Origin of the sequence: Azonexus caeni, from assembly GCF_048146105.1 — a bacterium.
GTDB classification, from domain to species: domain Bacteria; phylum Pseudomonadota; class Gammaproteobacteria; order Burkholderiales; family Rhodocyclaceae; genus Azonexus; species Azonexus aromaticus_B.
This window is the reverse complement of the sequence record NZ_JBKJAD010000046.1, coordinates 1-4,735: the sequence shown is the minus strand read 5'-3', so window position 1 is coordinate 4,735 and position 4,735 is coordinate 1. Positions and strand designations below refer to the sequence as shown.

The 4,735-nt window shown below is 63.4% G+C and carries 3 protein-coding genes and 1 pseudogene; 3 read left to right on the top strand and 1 reads right to left on the bottom strand.

The genetic code is table 11. The features are described from left to right. Positions 1–414: 414 nt before the first annotated feature. A complete protein-coding gene (gene exaC, locus ACLIIZ_RS20945) occupies positions 415–1,935 on the top strand; it encodes an acetaldehyde dehydrogenase ExaC (protein WP_416695615.1) in 1,521 nt (506 codons plus the stop codon). 82 nt (positions 1,936–2,017) lie between these two features. After that, positions 2,018–2,344, top strand: coding sequence for a c-type cytochrome (locus ACLIIZ_RS20940; protein WP_416695613.1), 327 nt, complete (start codon positions 2,018–2,020; stop codon positions 2,342–2,344). Between the two features lie 3 nt (positions 2,345–2,347). On the opposite strand, the gene ACLIIZ_RS20935 is transcribed toward ACLIIZ_RS20940, so the two are convergent. Continuing rightward, a complete protein-coding gene (locus tag ACLIIZ_RS20935; RefSeq protein WP_416695611.1) occupies positions 2,348–3,493 on the bottom strand; it encodes a PQQ-dependent sugar dehydrogenase in 1,146 nt (381 codons plus the stop codon). Positions 3,494–3,616: 123 nt separating this feature from the next. On the opposite strand from ACLIIZ_RS20935, the pseudogene ACLIIZ_RS20930 reads away from it, so the two are divergent. Next, positions 3,617–4,486: pseudogene (locus tag ACLIIZ_RS20930) on the top strand (IS630 family transposase); the annotation flags it as partial. Positions 4,487–4,735 lie beyond the last annotated feature (249 nt).

Below are 4,735 nucleotides of genomic sequence, written 5' to 3'. Positions count from 1 at the left end.
AGCTGCGGCATCCCCTCGTCCCGCCACGACAGCGCATACAGGCGCGTGTCGCTCGAGAACAGGTTGCGCACGAGGTCGATGGACATGGCTGTGGCGGCTAAATGGGAAGCCGGAAGGATAGCGAAGACATCGTCATGTGACAACGGGATTATTGTTGCAAGCCTGCTACCCAAGCCTGCCCGGCCACTGCTCCACATTTGAACAGCCGTTGATCAATGGAGCAGCCCGGCCCCCGGCAGGCGCCCGAACAAAGCGCTCAAGCCATTGATTAACAAGCGCTTTGTAAAACCAGGAACGGGCTGGCACGCGGCGTGCGAATGATAAGTCACGAGTCACGGCACAGCGTCGATCCCGAGGCAACGCCGGATTTCCAAAGACTTGTCCGCAACCCATTTCGAGAACACTGGAGACAAAATGATCTACGCAGCCCCCGGCGCCGCTGGCGCAAAAATCGCCTACAAGGCCAAGTACGACAACTTCATCAACGGCCAATGGACCGCGCCGGTCAAGGGCCAGTACTTCGACGTGGTGACCCCGGTCAACGGCAAGGTCTACACGCAGGCCGCCCGCTCCAGCGCCGAAGACATCGAACTGGCGCTCGACGCCGCCCACGCCGCCTTCCCGAAGTGGGGCAAGACCGACGCGACGACGCGCTCCAACATCCTCCTGAAGATCGCCGACCGCCTCGAAGCCAACCTCGAACTGCTCGCCTACGCCGAGACCGTCGACAACGGCAAGCCGATCCGCGAAACCCTGGCTGCCGACATCCCGCTCGCCGTCGACCACTTCCGCTACTTCGCCGGCTGCCTGCGCTCGCAGGAAGGCGGCATCTCGGAAATCGACGAGAACACCATGGCCTACCACATCCATGAGCCGCTCGGCGTCGTCGGCCAGATCATCCCCTGGAACTTCCCGATCCTGATGGCCGCCTGGAAGCTCGCTCCGGCGCTCGGCGCAGGCAACTGCGTGGTGCTCAAGCCGGCCGAATCGACGCCGATCTCGATCCTGATCCTGATGGACCTGATCGCCGACCTGCTGCCGCCTGGCGTGTTGAACATCGTCAATGGTCTGGGCCGCGAAGCCGGCATGCCGCTTGCGACTTCCAAGCGCATCGCCAAGATCGCCTTCACCGGCTCCACCGCCACCGGCCGCGTCATCGCCCAGGCCGCCGCCAACAACCTGATCCCGGCCACCCTGGAACTGGGCGGCAAGTCGCCCAACATCTTCTTCGCCGATGTGATGGACAAGGACGACGGCTTCCTCGACAAGGCGATCGAAGGTCTGGTCCTGTTCGCCTTCAACCAGGGCGAAGTCTGTACCTGCCCGAGCCGCGCGCTGATCCAGGAATCGATCTACGAGAAGTTCATGGAAAAGGCCTTGAAGCGCGTTGCCGCCATCAAGCAGGGTTCGCCGCTCGACACCGAGACGATGATGGGCGCCCAGGCTTCGCAGATCCAGATGGACAAGATCGAGTCCTACCTCAAGCTGGGCAAGGAAGAAGGCGCCGAAGTGCTGATCGGTGGCGAACGCGCCCACCTCGGCGGCGACATCGAAGGCGGTTACTACATCCAGCCGACGCTGTTCAAGGGCCACAACAAGATGCGCATCTTCCAGGAGGAAATCTTCGGGCCGGTGCTCGCCGTGACCACCTTCAAGGACGAAGCCGAAGCCCTGGCGATCGCCAACGACACGCTCTACGGCCTCGGCGCCGGCGTCTGGAGCCGCAACGGCAACGTCGCCTACCGCATGGGCCGGGCCATCCAGGCCGGCCGCGTATGGACCAACTGCTACCACGCCTACCCGGCGCACGCCGCTTTCGGCGGTTACAAGGAATCCGGCATCGGGCGCGAGACCCACAAGGTCATGCTCGACCACTACCAGCAGACCAAGAACCTGCTCGTTTCCTACGCCGAACAGAAGCTGGGCTTCTTCTGAGCAAATCTCCTCCACTGTCCCTTTGCGGGGAACTTTCGGGGGCGGGCGACCGCCCCCTTTTTTTCGAATTCCCGGAGTTTTCATGAAATCCGTCTTCCGCGCCGCCGGCCTCTTCCTCGCCGCCAGCCTGCTCGCCCCTGCCCTCTCTGCCCACGCCAGCGAAGCCATCGTCAAGAAGGCGCGCTGCGTCGCCTGCCACGCCGTCGACGTCAAGCGCGTCGGCCCCTCCTACAAGGACGTTGCCGCCAAGTACCGGGGCGACGCCAAGGCGCCCGCCGCCCTCTTCGACAAGGTCCGCCACGGCGGCGCCGGCAACTGGGGCACGGTACCGATGCTGCCCCACCCCGCCGACAAGATCAGCGACGACGACCTCAAGCAGGCGATCGCCTGGGTGCTCTCGCTGGAGTGAGCCTCACGGCCGGGCGGCCGGCTCCAGCCGCAGCAGCCGCCCGTCCGCCGCGTCGGTCAGCAGGTAGAGAAAGCCGTCCGGCCCCTGCCGGACATCGCGGATGCGGCCGACCTGGCCGACCAGCAGGCGCTCCTCGCCGACCACGCGATCGCCGTCCAGTTCCAGCCGCAGCAGGGCCTGCGCCTTCAGCGCGCCGACAAAGAGATTGCCCTGCCAGCCGGGAAACCGCCCGCCCGTGTAGAACGCCATGCCGGACGGCGCAATCGACGGCGTCCATTGGTACAGCGGCTGCTCCATCCCCGGCAAATGCGTACCGACGCCGATCTTCGTCCCCAGCCCGTAATTGACCCCGTAGGTGATCAGCGGCCAGCCGTAATTGCGGCCGGGCCGGATCACGTTGATCTCGTCGCCGCCCTGCGGCCCGTGCTCGTGCGTCCATAAGGCGCCGCTCTGCGGATGCAGCGCCGCCCCCTGCATGCTGCGATGGCCGGTGCTGTAGGCCTCCGGCCGGGCGCTGGCAACGCCGCGCCAGGGATTATCGGCCGGCACCCGGCCATCGTCGTGCAGACGGACCAGCTTGCCGGCCAGATCGCCGGGCGCCTGCGCCCGCTCCATCTCGCCACGGTCGCCCTGGGTGATGTAGAGCATGCCGTCGCCGCCGAACACCAGGCGCGAACCGAAATGCACGCGTTCGAGCGACTTCGGCTGCTGGCGATAGATCACCTGCAGATCGACCAGCCGGCTGCCGCTGGCGTCGCCCACCAGCCGCCCGCGCGCCACCTCAGTTCCCGCACCGCCCTCGCCGCCCCCGGCGTAGGACAGATAGACCCAGCCGTTGCTGGCGAACTGCGGATGCAGCGCGACATCGAGCAGCCCGCCCTGACCACGCGCCACCACCACCGGCACCCCGCCCACCGGCCGCGGATCGAGCCGCCCATCGGCCCCGACCAGGCGCAAGCGCCCCGGCCGCTCGCTGACCAGAAAACGGCCATCGGGCAAGAAAGCGAGCGACCACGGATGCTCCAGCCCAACGCTCAGCTCGACCACCCGAAAAGCCGCCTTCTCGCTGCGCTGCAACTCGGCAACCGCCCGCGCGGGCGATAGCACAGCGACGCACAGCAAGCCACCGAACAGGAAACGCCAGACCATGCCGCTCTCCAGAACAGCCCACGCGGGGCGGAAGTTGCGTAGACCTGAGTGATGGCGGAAAATTCCGCTGGGATGACCTATTAACCCGGCAAATATATAGGGCGTTTGTGGTATGATATTGGCATAGATAAAGAAGACGCCCGCAAGCTCAGTCCAGAGCAACAAAAGGAGAAGCGCAAGATAGCGCTTCGCATGCGAATGAACGGCCACGAATTTGCCGAGATAGGTGAAACGGTCGGGGTACATCCTCGCACGGTCCAATACTGGTGGTCGCGTTATCAGGCAGAAGGTCTCAAATCGGCGGTCGAAGGCGGTAAACGAGGCACGGAGGTTGGTAAGCGTCGCACACTCAGCGTAGAGCAGGAGTGGGTGGTGCAGCAGCTCATCAGCGAGACGATGCCGGATCAACTCAAGCTTTCCTTCGCGCTTTGGACGCGGGCGGCCGTTCGGGAATTGATCCATCGTCGCTTCAAGATCGACATGCCGATCCGGACAGTCGGCGAGTACCTCAAGCGCTGGGGTTTCACACCGCAGAAGCCGTTGAAGAAGGCCTACGAGCAGAAACCTGAATTGGTGGAGACTTGGCTCAAGGAGAGCTACCCCGGGATTGCCCTGCGCGCCAAAGAGGAAGAGGCGGAAATTCACTGGGGCGACGAGACGGGGCTCCGTAGCGATTGCCAACACGGCCGGAGCTATGCGCCGGCAGGCAAGACACCAGTTCAACGGGTGCCTGGCAGGCGGTTCGCCACCAACATGATCTCGACCGTCACCAATCAGGGGAAAGTTCGCTTCATGCTCTATCGGGAAACGATGACAGCCCCTGTGCTGATTCGATTCCTGGCACGCCTAGTTCGGGATGCCGGACGCAAGGTGTTTTTGATTCTGGACAACCTGCAAGTGCATCACAGCAACAAGGTTCGGGACTGGCTGGAAAAGCACACGGCACACATTGAACTGTTCTTCTTGCCAGCCTATTCTCCGGAGCTCAACCCAGGGCCTTTGCACTCGAACATCATAGCGAGTGGAATATGCCGTTGAAGTCACATGACCGAGAGAATCGTTAAGGAAACGCTGAACAATTCACCGAGCCCTGGAGAATGAAGCAGGTGAAGGTAATTTGACCGGGAAGTGGGCTGATTTTTGTGGTCCGGTACGGGGATTCTCGTGGCATTTTGTTCATTTTCCGTTTTCAGGACGCACCTTGGGTGTTGGCCTCGAGTAGCCAACGACGTGCCAGCACCA

Excerpts from the sequence above, each read along its gene's own strand:
- ACLIIZ_RS20935 (WP_416695611.1), bottom strand. The coding sequence starts at position 3,493 with ATGGTCTGGCGTTTCCTGTTCGGTGGCTTGCTGTGCGTCGCTGTGCTA.
- ACLIIZ_RS20940 (WP_416695613.1), top strand. The coding sequence starts at position 2,018 with ATGAAATCCGTCTTCCGCGCCGCCGGCCTCTTCCTCGCCGCCAGCCTG.
- exaC (WP_416695615.1), top strand. The coding sequence starts at position 415 with ATGATCTACGCAGCCCCCGGCGCCGCTGGCGCAAAAATCGCCTACAAG.